Raw genomic sequence first — 24810 nt, forward strand, 5'->3', positions numbered from 1 at the left:
TTCCAATTTTTTGCTGACTCCGCATCCGCTACCTTCTGACCATCGGCTGAGAAGACGGAATGCGCATTCCTTCACCCAACGTTGAAGGAAACCAATATGAAAATCGAAGACGGTCGCAAGACCTTGGCCACGCGCGACGACCTGAAGCGCCTTGGCATCCACGTGAGCCGGACCACGCTGTTGCGTTGGGAAGCGCGAGGGCGTTTTCCGAGGCGGATACGCATGGCCGGGACCAGCGTTGCTTGGTTCATGTCCGAGATCGAGGACTGGCTCGCTGAGCGCGACGCCGAGCGCGCACGCACGCACTACGCCGAATACTGACCGGCACACCCCATAACAGCATCCACGGACTTGCCACGCTTTGTCGCGTGCACCTCGTGGCATGCCCACATGAAAGAAACTGCGATGTCATACCTAAAACGTGAGAAATACAGGTTCAAAACTGAATTCCCCGCACTGATGTCCGAAAGCGCATCCGAGCGTGATGTGCTGCAAGGGCAATACGATTTCCTAGGCGATCTTTGGTACCGGCCCGCTATGGCCGGGTGCAATATGTTTGGGAACTTGTGCTTTCGACGCAGAGGCACCTCGACGATGATCGACAAGTTCGTTCCGCTTCGCGGCGCAATCAACATCGACCGGCTGCTCAAACGCTACGACCGCCATCGATACGACCAATACTTCAGCCCGAACGTCTACGCCCGTCCGAGCCGGAAAGTCGGCGGCGTCCTGATGACTCGTTTGGGCTGGTGCGACGTGGGCAAGGCTGACCCCTTCGCGTTCGACCCGAAGCCGTCGATTGTTTGGCAGACGTCACCGGGCAACACTCAGGCGCTATGGCTTTGGGATCGCCCTCACACGCCCACTGAGGCGCAGGCGTTTTCGAGGGCGCTCGCGTACCGGCACGGTGGCGACAAAGGCGGGAACGCCCCCAACAAGCTATTGCGGCTGCCGGGGTCCTTCAATCACAAGCCCCAGTACGACACGCCGTTCATCCCGCTTGTGCATTTCGACCCGCAACCGATCACCACCCGCCCTAGACTGCTTACCGGCAAAGATGGCGTTGTGTTGGGGGATTTGGACCCGTTGGACATGAACCCCAACGCGCATGATCGCCTCACAGTCCTAAAGAAATACCGCTCCAAGCTGGACACCTCTACACGCCATCTGATCCGGCACAACCGCGTGCTGGCACCAGACCGATCCAGCAGGATTTTTGCGATGGTCGCGGGCTTACACGAAGCAGGTGCCACGCTGGACGAGATCGCGAGCGTGATCTGGACCAGCCCGTACTTCCGCGACAAATACGGCGCGGACCCGGATGCGTTGGAAACCGAGATTTCACGCATCATTGCAAGAGTGGGGGCCACGAAATGAAGACCGACGACACGTTTCGCACGCTCGCCGAGATCGAAGCCAAAGAGATTGACTGGCTCTGGAAGCCTCTGATCCCTTACGAGAAAACCACGATCCTTGAAGGCGACCCTGAACTCGGCAAATCGTATCTGTGTATGCACATTGCCGCACTTGTGACGCGGGGTGGAAAACTGCCGGATGGTTCGCGGGTTTCGAAGGGCAATGTGCTCTACATCAGTTCAGAGGACGACGCCGCCGACACGATCAGGCCACGCATGGAGCAAATGGGAGCGGACCTAAAAAGAGTCCGCGTCCTAGACGATTTCATCGTGTTTGACGACAAGGGACAAAGGCGTCTGCGGCAGGAACTGGAAGACCACACCCCGGACCTCGTGGTGATCGACACGCTCTATTCCTTCCTGTCGGACAAGGTGGACCTCGGAAAGCCTACATCGATCAGAGCGGGGCTGCACCAACTCGACAAGCTGTTCAAGGAGTACGGCACGGCGGTCATCGTCATCCGGCACTGGACCAAGGGCGGCAAGGGGAAAGCCATATACCGGGGCGTTGGGTCAATCGACGTGATCGGCGTGGCGCGCACTGCGCTGGCGGTTGCCAGGCACCCTGAGAACGAGAACCTGCGTATTCTCGCGCAGGTCAAGAACAACATCGGCGCAAAGCCCCAGAGCTATGTCTACGAGATCGTGGCACAGCCCGTGGGCCTGCCGGTGATCGAATGGCGCGGCACCACCCACTATTCCGCCGATGATCTTGAGCGACAGGGGCAGGATGACCAGAGCGAGGAAGCGCGGGCAGTCGAGTTCCTCCGGGAGGTGCTGGCAAAGGGGCCGATGCCCTCGGCGGAGCTTTTCATACGGGCCGCTGACGCCGAAATCTCACGCCCGACCCTGAACCGGGCAAAGCGCGAGGCAGGCGTGAAATCCGAGAAAAAGGGCAAGACGTGGATTTGGAAACTCGCCGAGTCTTAGCGCCGAAGATGCTCAAGCTGATCAACATTCTCAGAAATATTGTGAGCAACATCGAAATCCAAGGTTGTCACGAAATCGGTGAGAAAGATGAGAAGCTTGAGCATCTTCATTTAGGGAGCGGCAGCGGCTCAGGGCCGAAAATCTCGGCAGTCGATATGACCCCTCGTCTGCCCGCAGGGTGCGCGCCGTTAAAAAAAACGCCTCCCCCCCATCCCCCCTGTGGTCGTCCTGTGACATTGCCGCAAGGGCACCGCGCGGAACGCCCCGGACCGACCCGTTGACTATCTATCAGTCTGTCGGAGGTGAGCCGGACCCAAATTGCCGAACCTTTTCATGCGGTCCGCGTTCGCGCTGGGTTTCGGCGTAACGCGCCGGGTTCCACTCGGGTGGCAAACTGCTTGGGCGGAGGTGTTGGCGATCATCCCTGCACCCAACCTTTGCGATGGTAGTGGCGCAGCACGATGGCGCGGTTGAACAAGGGGAGGCCGATCCACAGGCCGTTGGCTGTGATCAGCGACAAGATCGCCCACAGGAACATGCCCTTGAACAGGTAGTAGAATGGGCCGAACAGAAGACACCACAGACGATGCCAGTTGCCCAAGATGGTTTTCGTCTGGCCGTTGAAGGCCCATGTCGCGCGTATCGTCATTGCCGATCTCCTCGCTGGCTGGTTTCGATGCCAGCGCAATAAGATCGGAGACCATCGCCCGTCAGGGTAAATCCCGCTCCGTCGAGGGAGACCACACGGGTAGTCATGCCGATGGACTACGTCCGTGCAGATGTCGGGATTATCGCTATGAGCGCAGCGCACAGCGCGCCAGCGGTGATTGCGACGGGATCACCATGCCCGAGGCACGCTCCGGCGCTGCTGGCTCAATACAACGCCGCCGCGCGCGCGTTTCGCTCTCGATGCTCCGGGTTAGTTGCAGATCACCGTGCAATCATTCAAAGACAAACTGTAGATGCTGCCTCCATGTCCACGCCGACCTCATGCCAAAGACCAAACGGCGGAGGCAACTGAGAATTAAATACCCATAGTGCCAGCGTAGATTGCCAGCTAATTTCAATCTGGATGCTTAGATCGCATTGATTTTTCAGAACGAAGCAGAAAGGCAAACATGCAGAAATCGGTGAAACTAGCACTCAATAAATTCCCAGCAGTACCGCCATCTCTTGAGGACCCTGCAAAGCCCGGCAGCGCAGTGCCTGAAATAATGGTGGATCTAGCAGACCTCTACCATCACTACTATCTGCAGAGCTTCGATATTGCACCACCCGATCCTGACCCAGCGCATTTCGAGCATGTACGGCTATTGGAGCCCACTACGCCGTTTCGCTTTCAACACAATGGTCTCGGCGCAAACAAGACAAAGAAGCAGAACAACTCCAACGAACTGGGTGAAGCTTTCTGCCGCTGGTTTCTCGATAGGCATCTGGACATCAGTCATGTGGCCCGCATCGAAGATGTTCGAGATCATGGCGCGTTGACCGTGGCACACGGTGTTTCAGTTGAAAAGGATACGACCGAGGATGGGGACGCGCCCGACTATTTCTGTGTTGGTTCATCTGGCGAGGTATCTCTAGCAGAGGCAAAGGGCACTATCAGCTCTGTGGGTTTCAATACTGTGAAATTCGCAAAATGGCGAAAACAATTTGATCGCGTTCGCGTACTTGACCCATCAGGCGCACCCATGAGCGTAAAAGGGTATATTGTTGCCATGCGATGGGCGGTTCACACCCACAGTGACAAGATATTTACTAAACTATCAGCCGAGGACCCTCAGACACCGGGTGAACGCCAATTCTTTGACGAAAGTGGCGCTTTTTCTACCGCTGTTCGATCATTGCACTATGCGCCTAGTCTTGCAAAGCTGCGTCAACCGGTGCTTTCAGCGGCTCTCCGAACGGGCACTCTGGTGAGTGGTGAACTTGGTTTCTCAATCACCATTTGGGAGTGCTTGCTACCAACAATGAAAGGGCTTCGCTTCGTTGGTGGCTATTTCCCCTCGGATCACAGCGGAATTCTGCCTTTTGATTTCGAGAACGGTAAGGTCATTATGCAGCCAAAGCATCCCTTCCGGCTTGATCAGGCTTCTGGGACTTTTTTTGGCATAGAAGAGAAAGTTTTCCGACGCCTAGTCGATACGTCAAGACAAGGGCCGGAGGTTCTTAGGGAGTTCAGCCGACCAGAGCGAATGACCACAGGATATAGCGGTGTCAGTTACCTACCGGACGGTCACATTCTCGGGCAGATCGAGTTGTTTAGTCCCGTCGCAACTGACGTTGTTTAAGAGGACCTTGTCCCCCCGGAACAAAATACTGAGCTGGAGTTTAGCTACGGCATAGTAGGGTAAAAATTGTCCCTGACTCGCCAGCGGCCTTCGTCTTATCGATCTTCATCAGCAAACTAGGAGATCGACATGACCGATATCGTGACGCTCAAGGCCATCTGCGACGAACTCAAGATCGACCCGCGCGAGGCTCGCGAACGCCTGCGCGCCGCCGCCAGCGACGCTAAGGCGAACCCCGAACTGGCGAAGGCGAGGAAGCCGCGCACTCCTTGGCAATGGGTGAAGGGGTCTGCCGCCGAGAAAGAAGCGAGAAAGGCATTGGCGACCTAACCAACTCTATGCTTATCAATAGCTGGGCCGCCTAGTGCGGCCCTTTATTTTGAGCGCAAGTACCGCATCTTTGGCGAGTGCGAAGAACTGATGGGGCTCCCCTACAAGAGAATGGTCGAAGCCGGGGGAATGTAGTGCAAAGAGTGTGTCGAGACATGGCAAACGGGCTACGGTTGCCTGCAACAAATCGAAATCTACTAAGGGGCAAAGCATTTGAAGATCGGTGGTCGCGATGACTTTGAAAACAGATACATGGGCAAGTTCAGAGCCTTAGCCGCCAACTATGGTGTTTTTGTAGAGTATGAACGCGACCGCGCTGGACGCGACATTGGGCTTCACCTCACACAACCAGACTCCAACCGAGATGGAAAAATAGTGACCCCCGCGCTGATCTGGTTCCAAATGAAAGGGATCATGGATGGCACTTTGAGCCGCGAAGAATATGACGCTGTTGAGGAAGTGGCTCTGGACTTGGAAGTCGCGCACTTGAGGTTCTGGTATCTAAATGTGCAACCGACATATCTTGCTCTGTATATCGAAAGCGTTGATCGTTTCTTGGCTATTGACTTGCAGAAGTGGGTAGGCGCCCATTTTGGCGCTGACATCCTAACTCTGGGACAAAAAACCGTCAGAGTGAAAGTTGCCAAGAAAAATGAACTCGACAACGAGTTTTTTCGTGCCGTTTTGCACGGGAATCTTGTTCCAATCCTTAGGCAGTCCCTAAGAAATGAGAACGACAAGGAGATTGCTCGATTCTTGCGTGACTCATCTGTTGTGCAATGGTTGAGCAGGTGTCAGCAGCAGGGCATTCAAGCACGCCTGACCGTGGTTAAATGGATGTCCAAGATGAGGACCGAAGCGTATTTCGAAGCTCGCGAGCAGGACGGAGACTGGGAGTTGTTTCGTATTCACTGGCAATATTCAATGGGTGAACTGGCATTGGCGTTCCCCTACGTGAAATTTACACCTGAAACTAGGGCAGAAATGGTCCGCTACCCGGAAACGATAGAAGACTTCGACGGAAATGAATTTCAGATCTGGCATCAAAGCTTTATTGCGATTGAGACAGAGACGGGCATGGAAATTGACGACGATGAACTCGAAGGTGAGTGCCTGCTGGAATTGGGTGACGGAGAGTTTTCATATGGCGATGGGGGCGGCGGAGAAATAGTTGAGCATCGGCTGGCACTGGAACTGAATGAGATCGGAGTGCGCTGGGCCGAAACGCTGGCAGTGCTTGTCAAGGCTGAAGTTTTGTCGGTGGACTCAGAGCCTCACATGGTTAGCGTTGCTCCGTGGCATGCGCGCGACGTGTAGATAGCAACGGATGACCGAAAACCAATAAAAAGAATAGGTTACACAGGACTCATCAAGCTGACAAAAAACTTACGATACTGTGACTTTTCACCGACCAAAACAGAGATGAAAACATGCATATTCACCGCCTCAAGGTTTCAGGCCTGCGCGGCATTCAGAACGCGGACATTACGCTTGGGAAACACTCTGTCCTTGTCGGTCCAAACAATAACGGCAAGACAACGATTGTTGAGGCTCTCGCCCTGCTGCTGGGAAGAGACCGATTGGTTCGGCGCTTGACCGAACATGACTTTTACCAAAGCAGACCAATCGAAACATCTCGCATCCTAATCATCGCAACCATCTCAGGCTTCCCAGAGAATGAACCACAGCATAGTCCCTCTTGGTTTGCCATGGGGCGCGGAGGTGTTGAGAAGTGGCTCAACCCAGCCACAGGCGACCTCGCCGCGTCGGCAGACGGAGAACACACAGATCTTAGTGTTCAAATTGCGTTTGCGGCTCGATATGATCTCCAAGAGCTTGAGGCCGAAACCATAAGGTTCTTCGTGGATGATGAAGCAACCCTGGGTGATCCATTCCATGATGAAACAAGCTACACTCAGATTTCGTCAAAGACGCTCCAAGAGCTTGGCTTCTTCATGGTCCCTGCGTCTAGAACGTGGGACAAATGGATTTCCTTCACATCAGAGCTTTTTCGTCGTCTTGTAGCGACATTGGGTGGCCTCCCTGCGACTGCGATACGCGATGCAAGGGAACGTCTTTGGGAACCGGAAGTAGGCCAGCGACTGGAAGAACAAGATGGGCTAACAGCAATCGTGGAGCAAGCCAATATTGAACTTGGCAAGCTCATGCCATCATCACCAAGGCTTCGGCTTCGCATTACAGGTACAGACAGCAACTCTGTCCTCGAAAGTGTCGTACCCCATTTTGCACACGGAGATGGTCCAACTCTTCCTTCCGCGCGGCATGGAACTGGTTTGACTTCCTTGCAAAGTCTTTTGTTGCTGATGCAGTTCGGAAAGGCCAGAGCAGATGCGAATAAGTCATTCGTCCTCGCGGTAGAGGAACCTGAGCTGCCTCAACCTTCTCAACAAAAGCGGCTCGTCAACCGGCTAAACGCTCTCTGTGATCAGACTATTGTCACTACACACTCACCGCTGGTTGCGGCGATGTTCCCTGTCGAAGCAACCTATTTTGTCAATAACGACGATGGACAAATGTCTGTCTCTCCATTGTCAAAGACAGCGCCCGCTGGTCCGACCAATCACAAGCAACACCTCTTTTTCGCTTGGCGACAAAAGCTAATTGCCGCGCTGATGCATCAGCGTGTCCTGATACCAGAGGGTATAAGCGATGTCGCTTGGCTAGAGGCGCTCCAAACTGCCTTGGAACTTAGGCAAAGTTGGGATTCGCCTGAAGACGAACAATCGAAGTTCTCGACGTTTGTTGGGGTCGTGCCGACAGACGACGCAAAGATCGCTGAGACGCATGAAGTGGTCAGACGTGTGCATCAGCATTGCGCAATCCTTGTTGACGGAGATCAAGCAGGAAGGGACTACCTAACGGAATTGAATGAGGCTGATCCATCGCCTAGCGCGGCAATCATATGGCCAACAGACTGGAAAATTGAACACGTGGTCACTTGGATCGCGGATGCAAACCTTGCACAAGTTTTGCCCCAGTTAGCTGAGGCCAATGACACGGCAATCGGTGACGCGGAGGAGCTTTCTGCTTTCTTGGAAAGTAGGAAGTCGTACGCCCCCACACAAGAAATCACATCTGCAATTCTGATGGGTGAAGCCGCATGCCGCAAGCGGGCGGCCCAGCTGCTCAATTCACTTTGTGACACTCTGCTTGACCCATCAGTCCAGAGTTCTCCACTTTTCGTCCGGGAGACCGAAGACGGTGCTGCTATGCCGACCTTCCGGTTCGAGCCTCCCGATGACGTTTGACTTCTTCGAAGGGCCCGCTGGGTCGGGCAAGACCTTCAGCATGGTGGCTCATGCCCGGCAATTGATTGAGAATGATGCGTTGGGTGAGGGTCAACGTATGCTTGCACTTACCTTTATGAATGGTGCGCGACGGCGGCTGACTTCAAGCCTGAACGCTGAAGCATCATTTAGACAAAAATTTGACTGTCTCACCTTTGATTCTTTTGCGCAGACACTGGTCCGACGAAGAAGCGCCAAGTTGACCGAAGAAATGCGGCAGCAGGCAGAGGAGTTGGGCCAATTTCAGGGGCCTTGTCTCATGGCCGGTGAACTCTTGAAAGATGCAGAAGTTCGACGTTGGGTGGCTCGATCTTACCCCGTGTTGCTAGTCGATGAGGCTCAAGACCTCGATGTCCATCGGCAGGGAATAGTTCTTGGCTTGAAGCAATGCTGCACGACCGTAGTTGCCGCAGACAGTTTCCAGTGTTTGAGCGACGGCCAAGAAACAGCGGGCTTCATCGACCAGTTGCTAGGCGCCGGAACCACTCATTCCCTTACTCAAAGTCACCGAACGAACAAGAGTGGTTTGCTTGCCGCTGCTTTGGCCGTGAGGAGCGGTGAAAGCATTCTGGACGTGCTGAAGGAGGAAGGTATTGGTAAGACTGGCAGGGTTCATTGGGTTGGCGAAGGTATCGAGCTTGTGGAAGTTCCGGCCACGGCCAAAAACCCAGGGTTGCTCGCATGGAGTTTAGCATTTCAACTGACACAAGGCTGTGACGACGTTGCAATTCTCACGCCAGACTCTAAGAGCGCCATTATCCTGAAAGCGATCGAGACCGCGAGAACAAAAAAATGGAATTGGCCTAAAGGCGGGACCTTTGGCCCCTTCTCGATTACGTGGGAAGGTAGCGACAGCGCAATTGAGTACGAACTGGCTGAGGCAATCGGATTTCCAGCCTTGGCTTCATTCGACGAGACTTGTGCATTGTTGGCAGAACACTCAGCGCAACCAATCGTCAGAACAGTGGACCAACGTGTTCGCAGGCTTCACAGGGTGACAGGACAAAGCGAATTCGAAAAAGATCAACTGGTTTCCTTTGTCTCCGATGCAGTCAGAACCAACACACGCCTTGGCTTCAAGAAGAGTGCGAAGATCAAGGCTATGTCTATACATGGAGCAAAAAACAGAGAATTCGACAGGGTGATCGTCCTGTGGCCACAGTCAGCAACCGGAAGTGATGAGCACAAACGGCGCTTACTCTATAATGCAATGACACGTGCCAAGAGCCACTGCACCGTTATTGTTCTGGGTACGGGGAGATTGAACTCAGCCCCTTTCGCCCCGTAGCAAATCCGTGTTGCTCGATCTGCGGAGCTCTAACAGCGGAACCTTGATGCGGTGTGTCTTACTTGCGGTGTGGGTTTCGCGGCATACACGTCCCAACTACAAATCGCGTCTCAAGCGGCCTCTGGGCATATAGCTTCTAAATGATACCCAAATGATACCCACACGGCAGAACGAGCAGCTAAAGAGCGAGCGCCATTCACATAATGCATTGATATTATTTCGTAATAATGGTGCCCGGGGGCGGAATCGAACCACCGACACGAGGATTTTCAATTTTCCTCGGTCTCTATTCAGTCCGTCTCAAGGTGGCTCAGCCCGTGGCAAAAACTACACTACATGAATGGCCTAAGCTCCGCAAAGCCACCTAAACTGTCTCAGACGGTTCTATCCTAGCCCGGCGCTCTCAGCACCCAATGTGCACCCAGCAATTGGGCATCACCCGTTGGGGAGTGCCAGTACAATGGCTTCACAAAACCCCAAACGCTAGGCGGGAACAAAGAGAGAAATTGCCACACGGACATACAAGATGGTTATCAACGCTGCGAACCAAATAAATTCTTCACGCATGAAGACATAGCGTTGAAAAGTTGATCGAGGGGCATCCTTTCGATCTAGTTTGTACAACTCTTCGACGTAGTAGTCTTTATGCTCGTCATCAAGACTTACGATCATTTCTCGAATTCTGTTGGCCTGACGGTTGATGCCAGTATTTGCCATTCTGGAGATCATTAAAAGTGCCATCGCCGCGATAAGAAGGCCAAATTGCTCAACCAATGCAAACCCAATGGGCACGTCGAGAGCAGTTTGGACAGCTATAATATTGGTGTTTACTGAAGTTGAATACACACAAAATCCGAACCAGATGACTCTGAAAACACTCTTTGTCACAATCTCTTCCGATTTGCTCATGTTATATTGAGCGAGGAGGAGTTCTGGCACAATGTTTGCTTGAGATCTCATCATGGCTTATCGGACCTGCTTAGCGAAAGTTGAGATGACCGCATCGATTTGTGCAGTTCCGTGACCATCAGACAAAACGGAAACGCACGGCAAGACGGGTATCGCTTTCGCCCTATGTGCACCTAGCACCCCCCCGAGAGAACTTGTTAAGATCTTCCGGACTGCTTTACTTCTTGATGAATAATGCGCTGAGTTCGCAACCTTATCTCTTTTATTTAACACAACTATGATAGACTTGATCTTCTTTTTTAGCGGGCCTGTTTCTTGAAGCACTCGCTCAAAGTGCTCACAAAACTCCAATAGCCACTTCTTGTTTTCTTCAATTGGCTGACTTACATCCAACACCAACAAAATGGCGTGCGGCTTACGAAGCTTTACTAAATTAGCGTGTTCCATTGGCCCCACTTGGCCCGGCTCGTCGAGTGACTTTCTCACATTGAGTTTCAGGGCCTCTCCTTTCCCGAGTTTTATTTCGAAAGTCGGCGAAGGAGTTTCTTCAACAGTTGTGATATGCTGGGATTCAGGATTGAATATCCCGTAGATCAAATAGTCTGAGAATGTGGTCTTACCAGAGTTCGAAGGGCCTAGAATAAGTAGGTTTACACCTTTGACATAGGTCTTCACCCAAGCCAGTCCTGATGGGAGCGTACGTTTTAATACTTCAATACCAAACTTGATCCCAACTGCACCCGCACCTCCATCCATAGTACTTCCCCCATCTGACATCGCGTCGGATTGTCCCTCAAACCGCCTGTTTTCAGCACCTTATGAGGGCCGTTACAGCACGTCAATTTCAATCACCAAGCGTCTCCAAGCCTGCCAGCCAATACGATGCTGTGGCAGAGCTTTTCAAACCATACCCTGACACGCGGATTCTGGGTGTCTTACGATGTCAGCATGAAACAGATGCTCACAACCAAATCGCTCGACGCGATGCTTCCTGCGACCACCAAACGGTACGAAGTGCGCGACCAGAAAGTAAACGGCCTGCATGTGCGTGTGTCGACCACAGGTGCCAAGGTGTTCTACACGTTGGTCCGCCCGAACGGTGCTCGCAGGCGTATCAAAATCGGCCCTTATCCTGTGGTCTCTCTTGCCGACGCCAGACGCAAGGCGATGGAAATCGCCCGTGATGTCGAGTTGGGCGAGTTCGATAAGGTGCCTGAGGATTCTCAGGTTTCGGCCCTGCCGCTGGGCGAGATGATCCCCAAGTTCATCGAGCTCCACGCCAAGCCCAACACCAAGGACTGGAAACGCACCGAAAGCGTTCTGCACAAGTTTGACGGGTCAAAGGATCGGCCCATCGACCAGATCAAACGGCAGGACGTCAGCAAGGTGCTGGATGGCATCATCGCCAATGGCACGCCGACACGCGCAAATCGGGCGCTCTCAGCGATCAAAAAGCTCATGAACTGGTGCGTCATGCGTGGCGACATCGAAACGTCGCCTGTGGCTCTCCTCAGGCCGCCTACGCGTGAGGTTCAGCGTGATCGCGTACTGAGCGATACTGAGATTCGGACGATATGGCAGCACAGCGATGCCGAGGACTATCCATTCGGTCCCTTCCTCAAGCTCCTTCTGATCACCGGGCAGCGCCGGAGCGAAGTCGCCGGGATGCGTTGGTCGGAACTAAAACTTGATGAGGGTATCTGGGAACTCCCCGCCAACCGTGTGAAAAACGCTCGACTGCATATCGTACCATTACCAGATCAAGCCGTTGACATCCTGCGTTCGGTGCACAGGTTCCTCGACAGTGACTTCGTATTCACGACGACCGGGCGCTCGCCAATTTCAGGCTTCGGGCGACTGAAAGAACGTGTTGATACGGCCCTGCCTGATGGAACGCCCGACTGGCGTTTTCACGACTTCCGACGCACGGCCTCGACAGGCATGGCAAAGCTCGGCGTGATGCCCCACGTGATCGACGCCGTGACCAACCACAAATCAGGAGTCGTCTCAGGCGTCGGTGCAACCTACAATCGCTACACGTATTTCAACGAAAAGCGTGAGGCGCTGGAACTGTGGGCGAGCGAACTGACGAAAATCACGACGGTGCGTTCGGAGGCCAGTGCCGAGAGGAAGTCCGAGTAATCCTTGGACTGCCCGATGACGCACGTTTTCAGGATTTCTGGACTGGGCTACGCGACGAATGCCTAAAGGTACGCCGAGGCATTGTGACATCGCCCAACGGGTTCAGACTGGCGCCATTCGACATGTCTCTAACCCAGCGCATCACGTGGTTGCAGAGAAATGTAATCAAGCCGATTGAAAAGCTTGAAACCGCCCTTGAGCCTGAAAACACTGCGCACTTTGCTCACTGGGAAGACTACGGCCAGCATGCACACCTCGACCCTTCCATCCTACTTGCCGAGCTTTCGGCGCTTAAAGACCGGGCCGCAAAACTGGAAAAGTGGCTGTCCGGCGAGGTTGAAGGCAAGAACGGCGGCAAGATCGCGCACACCAATGAAATACGCTTCTACGTGGTTCACGTCTGCCTGTGGGACCTCAAGAAGAGCTTTCCCGATTTTCGCATTACTCGAGGCCAATGGGACAAGGACTTGGGCCAGACCGTAGGGATTATTCCGGATTACGTTCGGCGAGTTTTTCACGAGACCACAGGTCAGCATGAACAACTGGACAGCCAAATCCAAGAAGCCCTGAAGTCGCTTTGAAGGTTTCAATTCAAACCGACCTGAGACCTTCAGGACCTTCGCTCGCAATGCGATCCAACCTGATCCATCTTCTTTCTTGTCGGAGCGCTCCTTCGCGAACCTAAACATGCAGAAGGAAAGACAAGATGGATATCTCGGATGGGCGAAAGGCCCTCGCCACACGCGCTGATCTGAAGCGCTTAGGCATCATTGTGAGCAACAGCACACTCCTGCGCTGGGAGGCCCGCGGGCGTTTTCCACGTCGCGTGCGCCTCGCTGGCACTAGCGTCGCTTGGCTGCTGAATGAGATCGAACAGTGGCTCGCTGAGCGCGCTGAAGAACGGTCCCGTCACCACTACGCTGACTTCTAAGTCAGGCAACTCTCCCCAAAAATCGCAATCCTCTCGCAACGCGCACATTCGCGCGAACGGAGAAGTTGCGCCTAGCTGAAAGGCAACACCATGTACCCGATCATTAAAACCTCCGAGTTCCCGTCACTTTGGAAAGATGGCGCGTCTGACCGCACAGTTATCCGAGATCAGGTCGATTTTCTCACCACCCTCTGGGAGCCGCAAAACCGTGTGTCTCAGGACCTGTTCGGCGCGTTTTGCTTCAAGCGTCGCGGCTCAAGCAAGATGGTGCAAGAATTCGAATGGCTGAACGAAGACGTGAAAATTGGTCGTCTACTTCGCAAGTACGACCGCCATAAATGGGACCAGTATTTCAGCCCCAATGTGTACACGCGCGCCAAGCGGCTCGTGAAATGTGTTCACCTCTGCCGTCTGGGCTGGTGTGACATCGACAAGGGCGACCCGAGTAGCTTTGTGCCGCTGCCTTCGGTGGTCTGGGAAACGTCTCCGGGCAATACTCAGGCACTGTGGTTCTGGGACCGGCCCCACACGCCGAAACGGGCCTCGGCTTTTTCGAAAGCGCTGACCTATCGCTACGGAGGCGACAAGGGCGGAAGCGCGCCGAACAAGCTGCTGCGCCTGCCGGGTTCGTTTAACCACAAGTCAGTCTATGCGAAGCCCTTCATCCCTCTCCGGCATTACGACACGCGACTGATATTCAAAAGACCGGAACAATTGCCTGATCAAGGTCGGAGCAATGCTGTTCGGTCGCAAGCAACTAAGGTCCTCCCGGAAGGCCAAGACCGCCTTTCCGTATGGCGCAAATACCGCGCTAAGCTGAAGGTGCCGACAGGCCAGCTTCTCAGGCACGACCATGTTGTCGCCCCCGACCGTTCCCGCAGCATTTTCTTGATCGTAGCGGGTCTTCATGAGGTGGGTGCATCCGTCGCCGAAATCGCTGGAGCGGTTTGGACGAGCCCGTATTTTCGCGACAAGTACGGCGAAGACCAGAACGCTCTGGAAACCGAGGTGTCGCGCATCATCGCGTGGGTGGAGGGGCGCAATGACTAAGCGGCAATCACCCAAAATCACTCGACGCCAGAACCCGAAGAACACACCGCGTCCACCGAAACGGAAAGGTCGCGCTGCGAAGTCCATTGAAAGGACCTCAACTGAAGGAGCGATCACGACCATTTCGGCCAAGACGCTGCAGTCCAAGGAGTTTCCACCCCTTCGATATGCCGTAGGCGGCTACCTTGCCGAGGGCGTGACCCTGCTGGCGGGTAAGCCGAAAATCGGGAAGTCGTGGATGGCGCTGGACTTCGCAATGGCAGTCGCCACCGGGGACTTGGCGCTAGGAAGCGTCAGATGTCGCCGAGGCCCGGTATTGTACTGCGCACTGGAGGATAACCATCGCCGTCTGCAACGGCGCATGAGCCAGCTCTACGGCGATGTTGAGCGCTGGCCACCGGGGCTGCACTTCGCCACGGAGGTCAGACGTTTGGGCGACGGGCTGGTTGACGACTTGCGCGACTGGATCGGGGTCCATCGTCCGAAGCTCGTCATCATTGACACTTTCGCTGGTGTGCGCCCTCAATCCCGGCGTGAAGGCTACGATGCCGACTATGCGGCACTGTCGCCCTTGCAGGAAATGGCCGGTCAAATGGGCGTCGCAATCCTCGTCATCCACCACCTGCGGAAGATGCTGGGCGATGACCCGTTCGATATGATCTCCGGCACAACTGGGCTAACGGGGGCGGTAGATGCCGCCTTCGTGCTACATCGAGGCAAGCAGGGCGTCACGCTCTACGGTCGCGGCCGCGAAATCGAGGAGATGGAGCAGGCCGTTGAGTTTGTCGGTGGCGTGTGGAAGGTGTTGGGCGATGCTGCCGAGGTGCGTCGGTCGGAAGAGCGAAGTGCAATCCTTGAAGTCCTAGAAGGGGCTGATGAGCCTACGGGTCCCAAGGAAATCGCCGACGCTTTGGGCAAGCCCGAGAACAACATAAAACAACTGCTGTTCAAGATGCACAAGTATGGCGAAATCGAGAAACAGGGGCGCGGTCGATATTGCGCCGCTGAGTAAGCGTGATGAACCCAGTAACTTCGGTAACCAGATAACCAACGCCCCCTGCCGGAAGTTATCGCGTTACCGAGGTTATCGTTATTCAACTAGAAAAACTGAGCGGCTAGGGGCCGGAAACCTCGGCAGTCGATATGACCTCTTGTCCGTCCGTGGGGCGCGCGCCGAAAAAAAATCGCCTCCCCCCATCCCCCGATGGTCACCTGTTGCTAGAGTCTCGCAGGGTTCGCGCAGCTGCGCCCGAGACCGACACGCGGACTATTGATCAGGCTGTTGGCGGTGAGGCGGAGCCAAATATTTGAGCCTTTTCAATTGGTCCGCATTCATGACGATCTGCAAACGCTGATTTGGGTGCCGTGTGGGTGGGTTTACTCATTGGCTAGTGTGTCCATCGGGTCGTTTTCACTTCTGTCCGCTCACATGTTTGGGACAAGCGACGTTGGTCCTTATTGACGTAAGACCACCATCATAGACGTGGGTACTGTCTGGGTAAGTGGGTGTCGCTATGTAGCGCGATTGTGGCATCAGTTTTGCTTCCAGCCCTTGCGATGGTAGTGGCGCAGCACGATGGCGCGGTTGAACAACGGAAAGCCGACCCACAGGCCATTGGCAGTGATCAGCGACAAGATCGCCCAGAGGAACATGCCCTTGAACAGGTAGTAGAATGGGCCGAACAGCAGGCACCACAGACGATGCCAGTTGCCCAAGATGATTTTCGTCTGGCCGTTGAAGGCCCATGTTGCGCGTATCGTCATTGCTGATTTCCTCACTGGCTGGTTTCGATGCCAGCGCAATAAGATCGAGGACCATCGCCCGTCAGGGTAATTCCCGTCCCGGCGAAGGAGACCACAGGGGTAGCCATGCCGATGAACCGCGTCCGTGCAGATGCCGGGTTGATCGCCGTGTGCGCGGCGCACAGCGCGCCAGCCGGGATTGCGACGGGATTACCGTGCGTGAGGCACGCCTCGGCGCTCCTGGCTCAACACAACGCCGCCGCGCGCGCGTTTCGCTCTCGATGCTCGGGGTTAGTTCGGGCTAGTCGAGTTCACATACCTCGTTTAGTGTTGGGCGAACCTAGGAGGGCGTCAACCAGTTGTTGGCACCACTTTTATTCTCGCGACAACAGAGATTAGCGTCGAACACACAGCGTTTCTGACGAAAGAGGACACACACAGCCATGCATATCACGCAGACCTATTTAGGAACCTATGGCGACAGTGGCTTGTTCGTTTATTATCTGTATCAAGATTACGCACTAGATCAAAAATCGCTAACTGAGCGAGTGCAGCATGCTCTTGATGACCTTGGCGCTGACTACATGAAAGAGGTCGACTTGTTTCGCCCTAACGAACGGTTCGCTGGAGATATTGCAGCGGAAGTCAGAGAGCTTGGACCCGTTTGGAGCTATTGTCAAAATGAATTACCCGGTTTTCTCGTTTCCTATAAACCTCTAGTCGAAATCGATCCCGCGGACGACACTGTTCTGTTTTTCTCAATTAAAGATCGCGATGAAGAGGATGCTCTACAAGTTGTTAAGAAGATTCGGGCTATTGTTGTGGATCAAATTCGCCGCCCACACCCAGACGGGAAAGTGGTCGAGCGCGGCCCCGGTTTTGTAGCAAGGGTTTTTGAATCACTGGAAATCAAGCCGGGATTTTTTGGGGTGTCGATAGACCTCAAGCGCCTTGTTCGACGATAGCGCCAAAATCCAGCAGTGACTTTGTGACATCAACTCTTGCTGCGACTAAGGGCGCGTCTGGGGTTATCCCTGACTTGTTGCCCGCCTTCGTCTTATCGTTCCTCATCAGCAGCTTAGGAGATCGACATGACCGATATCGTGACGCTCAAGGTCATCTGCGAAGAACTCAAGATTGACCCACGCGAAGCCCGTGAACGTCTGCGCGCAGCCGTAACCGACGCCAAGGCGAACCCAGAACTGGCAAAGGCGCGCAAACCTCGCACCCCTTGGCAGTGGGTGAAAGGGTCAGCTGCGCACAATGAAGCGAAAAAAATCTTGAAGACTTGATGCGCGTCTAGTGCAGCATCACGTTGGGTGGTTAGGCCGCTTGAAAGAGTCGCCGAATTTCCTTTGCAGAGGCCGAAGGTATATCAAGCGCATCAACGTTTTGACGCCGCACCCACACCCGCGCCTCCTCTTGAGACATGTCAACCCGTCGTGCTAATCTTTGAAGCTGCGTCGAAGTAAAGCGCGAAAGCCCAAGTCCGATAAAGCTCATCATAGTGACCGAGCTAGCCCCCATCTCGAGGTACACCGGAATCGCAGGTATCGATTTAATACTATCTTCATATCCGTGTCTACGTAATGCGAACTCGAGAACTGCGTTGTAGCAGGAGAACATTCTAACGTACTTAAATCTAACAGCATTCTCAATTTCAGTTAGCGTCTTCCTGATCACTGTCGCACTGTTGGATTTAATGCCGTGATCCTGATTGTATTTGAGATTGGCGTCGATAATCATGGGCAGAGGATCACCGCGCATCCAGCGCAGGATAAGCTGGGTAAAGTACTTTGCTGATTTGTCTTTCTTAGGCAGTTTCAGTATTTCCTGATGACACCTTTGTAACACCGCGATGTAGCTGTGGTATGCGTATGAGTCTCGGGGGTGCTTGGGGATCACGTAATCGGGCCCCTTGGCTTTGAGGCTTTTTTCCAATCTGTCCAGTAGCGATTGCTGTTTATAAATTGAAACAGTGGGCGTAGAAGAAATCGTTTTCTCATCCAAGTCTACTTCGTCGAGCGCCTTCGCAATTGAAGCTTGTAGCTCGATCCTTGTTTGGTGGCCTTCATCTAGCCCAGCTCTTGAAAGAGTTTCACTCAATCGACCTTTCATTTGGTCCTGCACAAGCTTCACGAATGTATTTTCATACTCATCTTGCACTCGGGGATCGGGAACTCGATCTCTATCTTTGATATAATCGATCAAACCATCAGCTTGACTTCCTAAGTGTGAGAGGAGTGTTGGTTCGACTTCTCGATCACTAGTGCCCGACAGCGGATCAGCTTCCCACGATCCGTAGTCAATAAGGAAGATGTTGCCTGAGAACTCTTTCCCCAATCGACCAGCGCGTCCTGCAAGATTCCAAAAGTCAACTGAAGATATTGGATCATCGCCTTTTCTCGGATTGTGAAGGAAGAGGTTCCGAGCTGGTAAGTTCACCCCCTGCAACAAGGTACTAGTAGTCACAAGATAGTTCAAATTCCCTTCACTGAATGCATCTTCAATGGCTTTGCGCACCAGAGAGGGAAGGCGACCATAGTGATATCCGACGCCTTGCCGCACGAACGAGGCCAATTGGAAATCTGGGTGAACTGCTTCCTTTACAAACTTCGAAAGCTCTTCTTGGGCAGCGGTCGGTTCTCTGCCCTCCACGTCACTCAATCCAAACGCTATTTCCTCACATTCACTTGGGCCATACGCATAAAAGAGGCTCTGCCCATTTCCGCCCAAACGCAGCCCCAAATTCACAAGCTTTGATTTGTGATCCTGCAATGGCTGATCGCACCCAACCGTACCAAGTTCGAGGGGGTGTCCATCATTCCAAAAGGACACCTTTGCGCTGTATTGATCAGTGTTGCCTGTATCCAAGAAAAATATGTTCTGGGCGACCGTTGGCTCATCGGTCGAAACTGGGACGGCTTCTCGAGCAAACCCATGAGCAAGCTTTTCTGGAGCAGAAAGGTTGGGGCCAGCGAACACTAACTGGCACTTGTCAAAACGCCTCAAGCTCTCTTCGATAACAGCGGAAAGCAAAACACCACGCGGTCCATCACCAAGGTTCTGCGCTTCATCGACCACGACGAGTTCGGGAGAGAGGTTTGGATGGGCAGACAACAAAAGCTGCATTCGCTCTTGTGTAACGACAAACACAGCTTTCGCAGGCAACTTTCCTTCCGCTGGGATTGGTGTCGTAATCAACTCGACCTCAAGGCCCGAGTTTGTAAGCCATGAGGAAACATCCTCGGATACCTGAGTAATCAAAGCTCGAGATGGAACCAAGATCGACGCATACGATATTTGCTCTTCTTCAAATAGCTTTCTAGCATAAAACTGCAAGACGAACGACTTGCCGGCAGATGTCGGAGCAGAGATTCCGATAGTGCGTTGGGAACTTAGCTCGTTCCATAGACCGAACTGAAAATCTGTTAGTGAGAAATCCTGAGCACCCAGCCTCACGCTGTTCTGCTGCCGGCGGGCCGAGTTCTCCGCAATTGTTCTTTGGGGTAACGCGAATTCACTGACTTCGTAACGCCGCTTGGCGAACTCCATCGCAGGGAAGTTCCCAAGACGACTCAATGCCAACAACAGGGCATATACGGAACCAGGGTGTGTCTGCGATGCATACTCGGATATTCCAGTAGCGATGTCATATGAGCGTTTGCGCAGCTCAGACCGTTCCGAACACGCGAGCGTCAGAGCGCTGGATGTTAAACGACGAAGCATTAAATTGCGCTCGCCAACTTCAGGGGCGGCTCCGTCAAACCCAAACATATCTGAGAAAACAAGGTTCCTTAGATTGCTCGTATCGTCGTGAAATTTTGGGTTGGCCCAAATCCGTTCAGCTAGCTCTTCAATCATTGGGCCAACCTATTCTGACCTGAAATTTGTCTCGAAAATCTTGGGCCGAGGGGACAGGAACGAGAAAGAACTCAAACCGAATATCTCCCATTTCACGATGTTTGAGCTTCTTGGGCAGAAACTTTATAAAATCGTTGACGGCCTGATTTGCAGATTCAGTAAATGATTGTTCACTATCATTGGGCGGAAAATCAAAAACTAACAGGCAGGCAAAGACGGTAATACATTGATTGTAGTCTTCACTGTAGGGATCGAGATAGTTGATGAAGGCTTGTTTCGCCGCTTCGGTTGCAGTGTTGAAATCAGAGAAACTTGACACAACTTTAACTTCGAAATCTTGGCCGCCCTCATCAATGAAATCTTTGATTGATTTCATCGCGCTGCTAAAGGCGTTTCCTAGAGAGTTGTGTGCTTTAGACTCCCCCCAATAAAGAAGGAGCTTTTTCGTTTCGTCGTCGAATTTCGCATGGATTCCATCAGTTCCGTGCACCGGCATGTTGTTGTTGGTTTTAAGGTACATTTTTGATACGATCTGCGGTGCCCCAAGCAGCCACTCTACCAAAACGAAAAGTAGGATTTCGCCAGCCTCTCCTGACCTGTGACTACCTTTCTTTGCCTTCATAAAGAGACTGCGAGCACGCTCATGTAATTGCGTCGAAATCTGATTGACCAAAACTGTATCATTGTCAGCCAGTGCTTGTTTCATTCTGTCGTGAGCGGGTGCGATCTCTGACCGTGGTAAGCAGAACGAGACGATTTGATGGTACAAGACCTCAAGGAATTCATCGAATGTCTGTTTTCCATCCTTGAAGGCAATGTAACTACAACGAACGTCGATGCGGTCGCCGAGTTCATCGGTGTTATAACTCAAGTGTCGTATTCGACTTGATAGGCTTTCAAAATTACCTAAGAAACTTTCAAGTTGATCTGCTATTAACATTGCCGCCCGCCGAAACCCGCCTGAACTGAAGCGCGCTACGCTCATGGTTGAATTTTTCATGAACAATTCAACACTTTTGCTCAGCAATCAAGAGGGATAGACCCCAGCATCGCCGCAGTCCCCCCCATTTCTTTTATCTCCTTGCTCAATGCAGCACCCAAACGACACCCCGGTAGTTGATGGAGAAATCCCCAAACACCAAGACGGCGCATAATGCGTTGTGAAATAAGAGATTTATTGGTGCCCGGGGGCGGAATCGAACCACCGACACGAGGATTTTCAATCCACTGCTCTACCCCTGAGCTACCCGGGCACGGGTGAAGCGATCGCTTCGGGTGGAGGCGGTTTAGCCGAGGTCCGACCCGGTGTCCAGCAGCTTTTGCAACAGAATTTCACCTTGCAGAATCCGACCCTTCCAATGCCTGCGGCTCCGGGATAAATCTGCTCAATGAGCCTGATACCCGACCGCCTCGAGAGCTTTCACGAGCACGGTTTCGATACCGTGATCGACGTCCGCAGTCCGGCGGAATTCGAAGAGGATCGGATCCCGGGTGCAATCAACCTGCCGGTACTCGACAACGAGGAACGGGCAAGGGTCGGGACGATCTACAAGCAGGACAGCCCTTTCAAGGCGCGCAAATTGGGCGCGGCACTGGTCTTTCGCAACGCCGCAAACCACATCGAACGACAGCTTGCGCATCACGACGGGGGGTGGCGGCCGCTGGTCTATTGCTGGCGCGGGGGGCAGCGGTCAGGCTCTTTCACCTGGATGCTGCGCGAGATCGGCTGGCGCGCGGAGGTGGTGCCGGGCGGCTACCGGACCTATCGCAGGCTCGTCACGGCCTATCTCTACGACGCGCCGCTGCGGCATCGGCTGATCCAGTTGGGGGGCTATACCGGGACCGCCAAGACCGCGCTGCTGCCGCGCCTGCAGGATCGCGGCGTGCAGGTGCTGGATCTGGAGGGGCTGGCACGGCATCGGGGCTCTCTGCTGGGCGAGATGCCTGGGGGGCAGCCTGCCCAGAAGGGGTTCGAATCCGATCTTGCCCGGGCGCTCTGCGCTCTTGATCCTGAGCGGCCCGTCGTGGTGGAGGCGGAAAGCAGCAAGATCGGGCAGATCAACCTGCCGCCGGCGCTATGGGACGCGATGAAGGTCGCGCCCTGGATAGAGGTCTCTGCACCGATCGCGGCGCGCGCGGAATACCTTGCGCAAGCCTACGACGACATCCTGTCCGATGGGGGGCGCCTGCGCGAAAAGCTGACGCCGCTGCGCTATCATCGCGGGCACGAGATCGTCGACCGGTGGGACGCGATGATCGGGGCGGGGGATCGCCTGGCCTTGTGCCGCGCGCTGGCCGAGGATCACTATGATCCGGCGTATCGCAGTTCGATGCGGGCCCATGCCCCGCAGGTTCTGCACCGCGAGGAGACGCCCTCGTTGGCTCCCGGGGCTCTGGACGCGCTGGCCGACCGTTTGGCTGCGCGGCTTCAGACGATCCGGATCTGACCGGTACTCTCGGTGACATTGCCGATCTGCGCGGCCGCGTAGCCAGCCTCCCGCAACGCCGACAGTGTATCCGCGCCATTGCCCGGCACTGCTGCCAGCAGGCCGCCGGAGGTCTGCGGGTCGATCAGCAGATCGTGCCGGGGGCTGTCTGCGAGGTCGGGAAAGGGGGCGCGATTGTCCGGATAGAGGCTGGAGCGGATGCCGCGGCGCGCGAGGTCCAAGGCGCCTTGCATGAACGGCACGGACTCCAGCGTGATCTCGGCGCCGACTCCTGAATTCAGGCAGATGTTCCGCAGGTGACCCAGCAGGCCAAATCCTGTGACATCCGTCATGGCATGGGCCTCTTTCAGCAGGGTCGAGGCCTGCGCCTGCGACTGGATCATCTGGTCCAGGGCCACTGCCACGTCTTCACCGCGCGCAAGGCCCGCCATTTCGCCGGCCATGAGCACGCCGGATCCCAAGGGTTTGGTAAGGATCAAAGAGTCGCCGGGGCGTGCGCCGGCAAGGCCGATAGCTGTCCCGTCGCACTCACCGGCGATGGCAAAGCCGATGGTCAGTTCCGCCCCCTGCGATGTGTGACCGCCGACGATCTCCGCCCCGGCCGCGCTCATGATGGCGCGGGCGGTTGACATGATCTCTTCTAGGGTGCGGCTGGAAAGCCGGGCTGACATGCGAGGCAGGACAAGGCTGGTGAGAACGGTCCGTGGCTGGCCGCCCATTGCCCATATGTCGCCAAGCGCATGCTGCGCAGCGATGCGCGTCATGGTTACGGGATCGGCGGTGATCTCGCGCAGGTGGTCGGTGCTGAAAACCAGCTCGGCACCGCCGATGCGCACCAGCGCCGCATCGTCCCCGGGCATCTCCGGCGCTTCCTCGCAGAGCGCGGCCATCAAGGCGCCCTGGCCCAGCTTGGCGCCGCAACCACCGCACAGGACCTTGTCGCCCAGCTCTGCCGCACCAGCGGCACGCGGGTCCGGGAGGGCTGGCAGCGCCATCTGCGGCAGGCCCTTGAGTTTGGACATGAATTTTCGATCGATCCGGTTCTTCCACCGCCAGACCCATGGGCCGGCAAAGCTCAGGCCCAAACGGTCTCCGAGGGCGGACTTGCCGCCCATCGACACCAGTTTCAGATAGTCCTTCTGCGGGTGGTAGCGCTTCAGTGTCCCGGTTTCGCGCAAAGCCGTGCGCAGGTTCTGCGCCAGCACCGGAGCCTGGCGTACAGCATAGACACCGGCCTTGGGCCGGGGGGAGAATGGCATATGCGCACAATCCCCCGCCGCAAAGACGTGCGGGTCCGAGGTGCGCAACTGCGGGTCAATGCTCAGGTAGCCATCCTGTTGCGCCAGTCCGGTTTCCGCAAGCCAAGAATGAGGGCGGGCACCGGCCGCGCCGCAGACGAAGTCCGCGGCGATCTCATGCCCGTCCAGCGTCACGCCATCCTGCGTGATCGCCTGCACCTTTGCCCCTTCATGAAGCGTGACACCGGCCTGTTCCAATGCCGCGCGCAAGCGTGTCGTCGAACGCGCGGGCAGGGCGGTCAGCACCGTGTCGCGCTCGATCAGGTGCAGCTTTGCGTGCCGTCCGGCCTGTGACAATGCATGACCCATTGCCAGGATCAATTCGGCGCCCGCCACCCCGCCGCCGATCACGGCCACGCTGGCCCGGCCGCTGTTTTGCAGGAAGCTCTGCCAGGCGGCGGCGAATTGTTCCAGCGGCTTGGCGGGCACCGCGAATTCGTCAAACCCGGGGATTTCCGGCATGGCGGTTGTGATGCCGACATCGATGCTGGCCAGGTCAAATCCGATGGGCGGACGGCCTGCCACGTGAACCTCTCCACGGGACAGGTCGATCCCTTCGGCCGCGCCAAGGACCAGCCGAGCCCCCGCAAACCGTGCCAGCCGGACCAGGTCGATCTCCAGCGCGTCGCGCGTGTAATGTCCGGCGATATGTCCGGGCAACATGCCGGAATAGGCGGCGGCGGGCCTTGGGTTGATCAGGGTCAGGCGCGCGCCGGGCAGCGGCTTCATCCCCCAGGACCGCAGGACCAGCGCATGACTGTGACCGCCCCCGACCAGCACGAGATCGCGGGTAAAAGGATGGAACGATGGCTTCATCTCGGTCTCCCTCGGCCTGCGGTCAGTTGCCCGCCTGGTTGGGATACC

The 24810-nt window shown here is 55.0% G+C and carries 24 protein-coding genes and 1 tRNA gene; 17 read left to right on the plus strand and 8 right to left on the minus strand.

Annotated features, from left to right (window positions below):
- Positions 1-96: 96 nt before the first annotated feature.
- The 4 genes from ACQY5B_RS05030 to ACQY5B_RS05045 all read left to right on the plus strand — a co-directional run bounded on the left by ACQY5B_RS05030 (position 97) and on the right by ACQY5B_RS05045 (position 2626).
- The gene (locus tag ACQY5B_RS05030; protein ID WP_420326112.1) at positions 97-321 is read left to right on the plus strand and encodes a helix-turn-helix transcriptional regulator; all 225 of its coding nucleotides are present in this window, start codon (positions 97-99) and stop codon (positions 319-321) included.
- A gap of 273 nt (positions 322-594) precedes the next feature.
- Positions 595-1377 carry a DNA-primase RepB domain-containing protein gene (locus ACQY5B_RS05035; protein ID WP_420326111.1) on the plus strand — a complete coding sequence of 261 codons (783 nt, stop codon included), beginning with the start codon at positions 595-597 and terminating at the stop codon, positions 1375-1377.
- Positions 1374-2345, plus strand: coding sequence for an AAA family ATPase (locus tag ACQY5B_RS05040; RefSeq protein ID WP_420326110.1), 972 nt, complete (start codon positions 1374-1376; stop codon positions 2343-2345). The genes ACQY5B_RS05035 and ACQY5B_RS05040 overlap by 4 nt, the downstream gene beginning before the upstream one ends.
- An 8-nt stretch (positions 2346-2353) precedes the next feature.
- On the plus strand, positions 2354-2626 hold the full coding sequence (locus tag ACQY5B_RS05045; protein WP_420326109.1) for a hypothetical protein: 273 nt from the start codon (positions 2354-2356) through the stop codon (positions 2624-2626).
- Positions 2627-2763: 137 nt separating this feature from the next.
- Here the strand turns inward: ACQY5B_RS05045 and ACQY5B_RS05050 are convergent, their stop codons facing one another.
- Positions 2764-2994: a hypothetical protein gene (locus ACQY5B_RS05050; RefSeq protein WP_420326108.1), complete on the minus strand. Its 231-nt coding sequence runs from the start codon at positions 2992-2994 to the stop codon at positions 2764-2766.
- A gap of 481 nt (positions 2995-3475) precedes the next feature.
- Between ACQY5B_RS05050 and ACQY5B_RS05055 the strand changes: the two genes are divergently transcribed.
- From ACQY5B_RS05055 to ACQY5B_RS05075, 5 genes are all read left to right on the plus strand, one after another.
- Positions 3476-4636 (plus strand): hypothetical protein, encoded by a 1161-nt coding sequence (locus ACQY5B_RS05055; protein WP_424976716.1) that lies wholly within the window; start codon positions 3476-3478, stop codon positions 4634-4636.
- 129 nt (positions 4637-4765) lie between these two features.
- Positions 4766-4966: a hypothetical protein gene (locus ACQY5B_RS05060; RefSeq protein ID WP_234184855.1), complete on the plus strand. Its 201-nt coding sequence runs from the start codon at positions 4766-4768 to the stop codon at positions 4964-4966.
- Between the two features lie 213 nt (positions 4967-5179).
- Positions 5180-6283, plus strand: a complete 1104-nt coding sequence (locus ACQY5B_RS05065) for a DUF4365 domain-containing protein (protein ID WP_424976717.1) — start codon at positions 5180-5182, stop codon at positions 6281-6283.
- Between the two features lie 113 nt (positions 6284-6396).
- Positions 6397-8235 (plus strand): ATP-dependent nuclease, encoded by a 1839-nt coding sequence (locus tag ACQY5B_RS05070; RefSeq protein ID WP_428400324.1) that lies wholly within the window; start codon positions 6397-6399, stop codon positions 8233-8235.
- On the plus strand, positions 8225-9562 hold the full coding sequence (locus ACQY5B_RS05075) for an ATP-binding domain-containing protein (protein WP_420326104.1): 1338 nt from the start codon (positions 8225-8227) through the stop codon (positions 9560-9562). Before ACQY5B_RS05070 ends, ACQY5B_RS05075 begins: the two co-directional genes overlap by 11 nt.
- Positions 9563-10045: 483 nt before the next feature.
- Here the strand turns inward: ACQY5B_RS05075 and ACQY5B_RS05080 are convergent, their stop codons facing one another.
- Both ACQY5B_RS05080 and ACQY5B_RS05085 read right to left on the minus strand, forming a co-directional pair.
- Entirely contained in the window at positions 10046-10471 is a 426-nt protein-coding gene (locus ACQY5B_RS05080) for a hypothetical protein (protein ID WP_420326103.1), read from the minus strand.
- A 57-nt stretch (positions 10472-10528) separates the two neighbouring features.
- Positions 10529-11227: a GTPase domain-containing protein gene (locus ACQY5B_RS05085; RefSeq protein ID WP_420326102.1), complete on the minus strand. Its 699-nt coding sequence runs from the start codon at positions 11225-11227 to the stop codon at positions 10529-10531.
- A gap of 192 nt (positions 11228-11419) precedes the next feature.
- Here ACQY5B_RS05085 and ACQY5B_RS05090 point away from each other — a divergent pair, with 192 nt between their 5' ends.
- The 5 genes from ACQY5B_RS05090 (at position 11420) to ACQY5B_RS05110 (ending at position 15606) form a co-directional block, all read left to right on the plus strand.
- The gene (locus ACQY5B_RS05090; RefSeq protein ID WP_420326101.1) at positions 11420-12613 is read left to right on the plus strand and encodes a tyrosine-type recombinase/integrase; all 1194 of its coding nucleotides are present in this window, start codon (positions 11420-11422) and stop codon (positions 12611-12613) included.
- A gap of 122 nt (positions 12614-12735) precedes the next feature.
- Positions 12736-13194 carry a hypothetical protein gene (locus ACQY5B_RS05095; protein WP_420326100.1) on the plus strand — a complete coding sequence of 153 codons (459 nt, stop codon included), beginning with the start codon at positions 12736-12738 and terminating at the stop codon, positions 13192-13194.
- 125 nt (positions 13195-13319) lie between these two features.
- Positions 13320-13544 (plus strand): helix-turn-helix transcriptional regulator, encoded by a 225-nt coding sequence (locus ACQY5B_RS05100; protein ID WP_420326099.1) that lies wholly within the window; start codon positions 13320-13322, stop codon positions 13542-13544.
- A gap of 90 nt (positions 13545-13634) precedes the next feature.
- Positions 13635-14594: a DNA-primase RepB domain-containing protein gene (locus tag ACQY5B_RS05105; RefSeq protein ID WP_420326098.1), complete on the plus strand. Its 960-nt coding sequence runs from the start codon at positions 13635-13637 to the stop codon at positions 14592-14594.
- Positions 14587-15606, plus strand: a complete 1020-nt coding sequence (locus ACQY5B_RS05110) for an AAA family ATPase (protein ID WP_420326097.1) — start codon at positions 14587-14589, stop codon at positions 15604-15606. The genes ACQY5B_RS05105 and ACQY5B_RS05110 overlap by 8 nt, the downstream gene beginning before the upstream one ends.
- 521 nt (positions 15607-16127) lie before the next feature.
- Here ACQY5B_RS05110 and ACQY5B_RS05115 read toward each other — a convergent pair.
- Positions 16128-16358: a hypothetical protein gene (locus ACQY5B_RS05115; RefSeq protein WP_420326096.1), complete on the minus strand. Its 231-nt coding sequence runs from the start codon at positions 16356-16358 to the stop codon at positions 16128-16130.
- A gap of 422 nt (positions 16359-16780) precedes the next feature.
- Between ACQY5B_RS05115 and ACQY5B_RS05120 the strand changes: the two genes are divergently transcribed.
- Positions 16781-17302, plus strand: coding sequence for a hypothetical protein (locus tag ACQY5B_RS05120; protein ID WP_420326095.1), 522 nt, complete (start codon positions 16781-16783; stop codon positions 17300-17302).
- Between the two features lie 126 nt (positions 17303-17428).
- A complete protein-coding gene (locus ACQY5B_RS05125; RefSeq protein ID WP_420326094.1) occupies positions 17429-17629 on the plus strand; it encodes a hypothetical protein in 201 nt (66 codons plus the stop codon).
- A 31-nt stretch (positions 17630-17660) separates the two neighbouring features.
- Here the strand turns inward: ACQY5B_RS05125 and ACQY5B_RS05130 are convergent, their stop codons facing one another.
- From ACQY5B_RS05130 to ACQY5B_RS05140, 3 genes are all read right to left on the minus strand, one after another.
- A complete protein-coding gene (locus tag ACQY5B_RS05130; protein WP_420326092.1) occupies positions 17661-20201 on the minus strand; it encodes a DEAD/DEAH box helicase in 2541 nt (846 codons plus the stop codon).
- Positions 20194-21186, minus strand: a complete 993-nt coding sequence (locus ACQY5B_RS05135) for a HamA C-terminal domain-containing protein (protein WP_420326091.1) — start codon at positions 21184-21186, stop codon at positions 20194-20196. The genes ACQY5B_RS05130 and ACQY5B_RS05135 overlap by 8 nt, the downstream gene beginning before the upstream one ends.
- Positions 21187-21379: 193 nt before the next feature.
- A tRNA-Phe gene (locus ACQY5B_RS05140) sits at positions 21380-21454 on the minus strand.
- A gap of 135 nt (positions 21455-21589) precedes the next feature.
- On the opposite strand from ACQY5B_RS05140, the gene mnmH reads away from it, so the two are divergent.
- The gene (mnmH, locus tag ACQY5B_RS05145; RefSeq protein ID WP_420326090.1) at positions 21590-22648 is read left to right on the plus strand and encodes a tRNA 2-selenouridine(34) synthase MnmH; all 1059 of its coding nucleotides are present in this window, start codon (positions 21590-21592) and stop codon (positions 22646-22648) included.
- Here the strand turns inward: mnmH and selD are convergent.
- Positions 22630-24762, minus strand: a complete 2133-nt coding sequence (gene selD / locus ACQY5B_RS05150; RefSeq protein ID WP_420326088.1) for a selenide, water dikinase SelD — start codon at positions 24760-24762, stop codon at positions 22630-22632. The two genes, mnmH and selD, sit on opposite strands and share 19 nt — an antisense overlap.
- Between the last annotated feature and the right edge of the window lie 48 nt (positions 24763-24810).

The organism is Antarctobacter sp. (assembly GCF_965277915.1).
Taxonomy (GTDB): Bacteria; Pseudomonadota; Alphaproteobacteria; order Rhodobacterales; family Rhodobacteraceae; genus Antarctobacter.

Coding starts and splice junctions, on each gene's coding strand:
- ACQY5B_RS05030 (WP_420326112.1), top strand. CDS start 97: ATGAAAATCGAAGACGGTCGCAAGACCTTGGCCACGCGCGACGACCTG.
- ACQY5B_RS05035 (WP_420326111.1), top strand. CDS start 595: ATGATCGACAAGTTCGTTCCGCTTCGCGGCGCAATCAACATCGACCGG.
- ACQY5B_RS05040 (WP_420326110.1), top strand. CDS start 1,374: ATGAAGACCGACGACACGTTTCGCACGCTCGCCGAGATCGAAGCCAAA.
- ACQY5B_RS05045 (WP_420326109.1), top strand. CDS start 2,354: ATGCTCAAGCTGATCAACATTCTCAGAAATATTGTGAGCAACATCGAA.
- ACQY5B_RS05050 (WP_420326108.1), bottom strand. CDS start 2,994: ATGACGATACGCGCGACATGGGCCTTCAACGGCCAGACGAAAACCATC.
- ACQY5B_RS05060 (WP_234184855.1), top strand. CDS start 4,766: ATGACCGATATCGTGACGCTCAAGGCCATCTGCGACGAACTCAAGATC.
- ACQY5B_RS05070 (WP_428400324.1), top strand. CDS start 6,397: ATGCATATTCACCGCCTCAAGGTTTCAGGCCTGCGCGGCATTCAGAAC.
- ACQY5B_RS05075 (WP_420326104.1), top strand. CDS start 8,225: ATGACGTTTGACTTCTTCGAAGGGCCCGCTGGGTCGGGCAAGACCTTC.
- ACQY5B_RS05080 (WP_420326103.1), bottom strand. CDS start 10,471: ATGAGCAAATCGGAAGAGATTGTGACAAAGAGTGTTTTCAGAGTCATC.
- ACQY5B_RS05085 (WP_420326102.1), bottom strand. CDS start 11,227: ATGGATGGAGGTGCGGGTGCAGTTGGGATCAAGTTTGGTATTGAAGTA.
- ACQY5B_RS05090 (WP_420326101.1), top strand. CDS start 11,420: ATGAAACAGATGCTCACAACCAAATCGCTCGACGCGATGCTTCCTGCG.
- ACQY5B_RS05095 (WP_420326100.1), top strand. CDS start 12,736: ATGTCTCTAACCCAGCGCATCACGTGGTTGCAGAGAAATGTAATCAAG.
- ACQY5B_RS05100 (WP_420326099.1), top strand. CDS start 13,320: ATGGATATCTCGGATGGGCGAAAGGCCCTCGCCACACGCGCTGATCTG.
- ACQY5B_RS05105 (WP_420326098.1), top strand. CDS start 13,635: ATGTACCCGATCATTAAAACCTCCGAGTTCCCGTCACTTTGGAAAGAT.
- ACQY5B_RS05110 (WP_420326097.1), top strand. CDS start 14,587: ATGACTAAGCGGCAATCACCCAAAATCACTCGACGCCAGAACCCGAAG.
- ACQY5B_RS05115 (WP_420326096.1), bottom strand. CDS start 16,358: ATGACGATACGCGCAACATGGGCCTTCAACGGCCAGACGAAAATCATC.
- ACQY5B_RS05120 (WP_420326095.1), top strand. CDS start 16,781: ATGCATATCACGCAGACCTATTTAGGAACCTATGGCGACAGTGGCTTG.
- ACQY5B_RS05125 (WP_420326094.1), top strand. CDS start 17,429: ATGACCGATATCGTGACGCTCAAGGTCATCTGCGAAGAACTCAAGATT.
- ACQY5B_RS05130 (WP_420326092.1), bottom strand. CDS start 20,201: ATGATTGAAGAGCTAGCTGAACGGATTTGGGCCAACCCAAAATTTCAC.
- ACQY5B_RS05135 (WP_420326091.1), bottom strand. CDS start 21,186: ATGAGCGTAGCGCGCTTCAGTTCAGGCGGGTTTCGGCGGGCGGCAATG.
- mnmH (WP_420326090.1), top strand. CDS start 21,590: ATGAGCCTGATACCCGACCGCCTCGAGAGCTTTCACGAGCACGGTTTC.
- selD (WP_420326088.1), bottom strand. CDS start 24,762: ATGAAGCCATCGTTCCATCCTTTTACCCGCGATCTCGTGCTGGTCGGG.